Origin of the sequence: Sphingomonas asaccharolytica NBRC 15499, from assembly GCF_001598355.1 — a bacterium.
GTDB classification, from domain to species: domain Bacteria; phylum Pseudomonadota; class Alphaproteobacteria; order Sphingomonadales; family Sphingomonadaceae; genus Sphingomonas; species Sphingomonas asaccharolytica.
In genome coordinates this window covers 1-2,503 of sequence record NZ_BCYU01000164.1, presented here as the reverse complement: position 1 = coordinate 2,503, position 2,503 = coordinate 1, and the positions used below count along the sequence as shown (strand labels likewise).

Sequence of the window (2,503 nt, the reverse complement as noted above, 5' to 3'; positions counted from 1 at the left end):
CTCCCGCGCCCACGCTCGCGGCCGCTCCCGCCGCGACCACAGGTCAGCAGGCGCCAGCGTCCGGCGACACGCCCGCCGCGCTCAGCCCCTCGGTGCGCCGCGCGGTGCTCGAAACCGGCGTCGATCCCGCGACGGTCAAGGGTACCGGCAAGGATGGCCGCCTGACCAAGGACGACGTGCTCGCCGCCGCCGCGACTCCCGCCGCGCCCGCGCCCTCCGCCGAGCCGGTCCAGACCCCGTCGGTCGCCGCCTCGACCGGCCGCAAGGAAGAGCGCGTGCGCATGACGCGCCTGCGCCAGACCGTCGCAAAGCGGCTCAAGGACGCGCAGAACACCGCGGCGATGCTGACGACGTTCAACGACGTCGACATGTCGGCGGTGATCGAGGCGCGCACCAAGTACAAGGATCTGTTCGAGAAGAAGCACGGCGTCCGGCTCGGCTTCATGGGCTTCTTCGTGAAGGCCGCCTGCATGGCGCTCAAGGACGTGCCTGCGGTCAACGGCCAGATCGACGGCGAGGAAATCGTCTATCACGATTATGCCGACATCTCGGTCGCCGTCTCGGCGCCTCAGGGCCTGGTCGTCCCGGTGATCCGCGACGCCGATCAGCTGTCGGTCGCCGGGATCGAAAAGACGATCGGCGATTTCGGCAAGCGCGCGAAGGACGGCACGCTCAAGATGGAGGAGATGAAGGGCGGTACCTTCACCATCTCCAACGGCGGTGTGTTCGGCTCGCTGATGTCGACCCCGATCATCAACCCGCCGCAGTCGGCGGTGCTCGGCCTTCACCGCATCGAGGACCGCCCGGTGGTCCGCGACGGCCAGGTCGTGGTGCGCCCGATGATGTACCTCGCGCTCAGCTACGATCACCGCCTGATCGACGGCCGCGAGGCGGTGACTTTCCTGGTCGCGCTCAAGAACGCGATCGAGGACCCGACGCGCATTCTGATCGACCTGTAACTATATAGACGTCGCCCCGGCGTAGGCCGGGGCCGCTGTGTAATCGCTCCCTCGCTGGCCGGCCCCGGCCTCCGCCGGGGCGACGGAGGAAATGATGGCTGACTATGATTTCGACGTCCTGGTAATCGGCTCCGGCCCCGGCGGCTATGTCGCGGCGATCCGCGCGGCGCAGCTGGGGCTCAAGACCGGCTGCGTGGAGAGCCGCGAGACGCTGGGCGGCACCTGCCTCAACGTCGGCTGCATTCCGTCCAAGGCGATGCTGCACGCAAGCGAATTCTACGATCACGCCGCCAACGGCATGATGGCCAAGATGGGCATCAAGGTCACGCCAGAGCTCGACCTCGACACGATGCACGGCCAGCGCAAGGACGCGGTCAAGCAGCTGACCGGCGGTGTCGAATTCCTTTTCAAGAAGAACAAGGTCGAGTGGATCAAGGGCCATGCCGCGTTCACCGGCACCGACACCGTCCAGGTCGGCGACCGCAGCGTGCGCGCGAAGAACATCGTCATCGCCACCGGCTCGTCGGTCACCCCGCTTCCCGGCGTCGAGATCGATCAAAAGGTCGTGGTCGATTCGACCGGCGCGCTCGAACTGCCCAAGGTACCGGTGCAGATGGTGGTGATCGGCGGCGGCGTGATCGGGCTCGAACTGGGCAGCGTGTGGCGCCGGCTCGGCGCCAAGGTGACGGTGGTCGAATTCCTCGATCAGATCCTGCCCGGCTTCGATGGCGAGGTCCGCAAGGAATCGAACAAGATCCTCAAGAAGCAGGGCATTGAGTTCAAGCTGTCGACCAAGGTTACCGGCGTGACCGTGAAGGGTGACAAGGCCACTCTCACCATCGAGCCCGCCGCCGGCGGCACGGCCGAGACGATCGAGGCGGACACCGTCTTAGTCTCGATCGGCCGCAGGCCGAACACCGACGGCCTTGCGCTCGACAAGGCTGGTCTCGCGACCAACCAGCGCGGCCAGATCGAGATCGACCATGATTTCCGTACCTCGGTCCCCGGCATCTGGGCGATCGGCGACGTCGTTCCCGGCCCGATGCTCGCGCACAAGGCGGAGGATGAAGGCATCGCGGTCGCCGAGAACATCGCGGGGCAGCACGGCATCGTGAACCACGACGTGATCCCGTCGGTGGTCTACACCTGGCCCGAGATCGCCGGTGTCGGCCTGACCGAGGAAGCGGCGAAGGAACGCGGCGAGGTGAAGGTCGGCAAATTCCCGATGCTCGCCAACAGCCGCGCCAAGACCAATCACGAGCCCGACGGCTTCGTGAAGGTGGTCGCCGACGCCAAGACCGACCGGGTTTTGGGCGTATGGTGCATCGCCAGCGTTGCCGGCACGATGATCGCCCAGGCCGCGCAGGCGATGGAGTTCGGCGCGACCAGCGAGGACATCGCCTATACCTGCCACGCGCATCCGACGCACAGCGAGGCGATCAAGGAAGCGGCGATGGCAGTGACAGGCAAACCCATCCATATTTAGCCAGCAGCTAAATATGGATTTAAAGGGGGTTTGCCCCGGACGGCGGGCGGGCGAAGCC

Annotated in this window: 2 protein-coding genes; both read left to right on the top strand. The window is 66.4% G+C overall.

The genetic code is table 11. From position 1 onward, the window contains the following. The coding region (gene odhB, locus SAS01S_RS21840; protein WP_066813314.1) for a 2-oxoglutarate dehydrogenase complex dihydrolipoyllysine-residue succinyltransferase at window positions 1–959 on the top strand (959 nt) is incomplete at its 5' end. A 94-nt stretch (window positions 960–1,053) separates the two neighbouring features. Then, window positions 1,054–2,445 (top strand): dihydrolipoyl dehydrogenase, encoded by a 1,392-nt coding sequence (lpdA, locus tag SAS01S_RS21835; protein WP_066813316.1) that lies wholly within the window; start codon window positions 1,054–1,056, stop codon window positions 2,443–2,445. Window positions 2,446–2,503 lie beyond the last annotated feature (58 nt).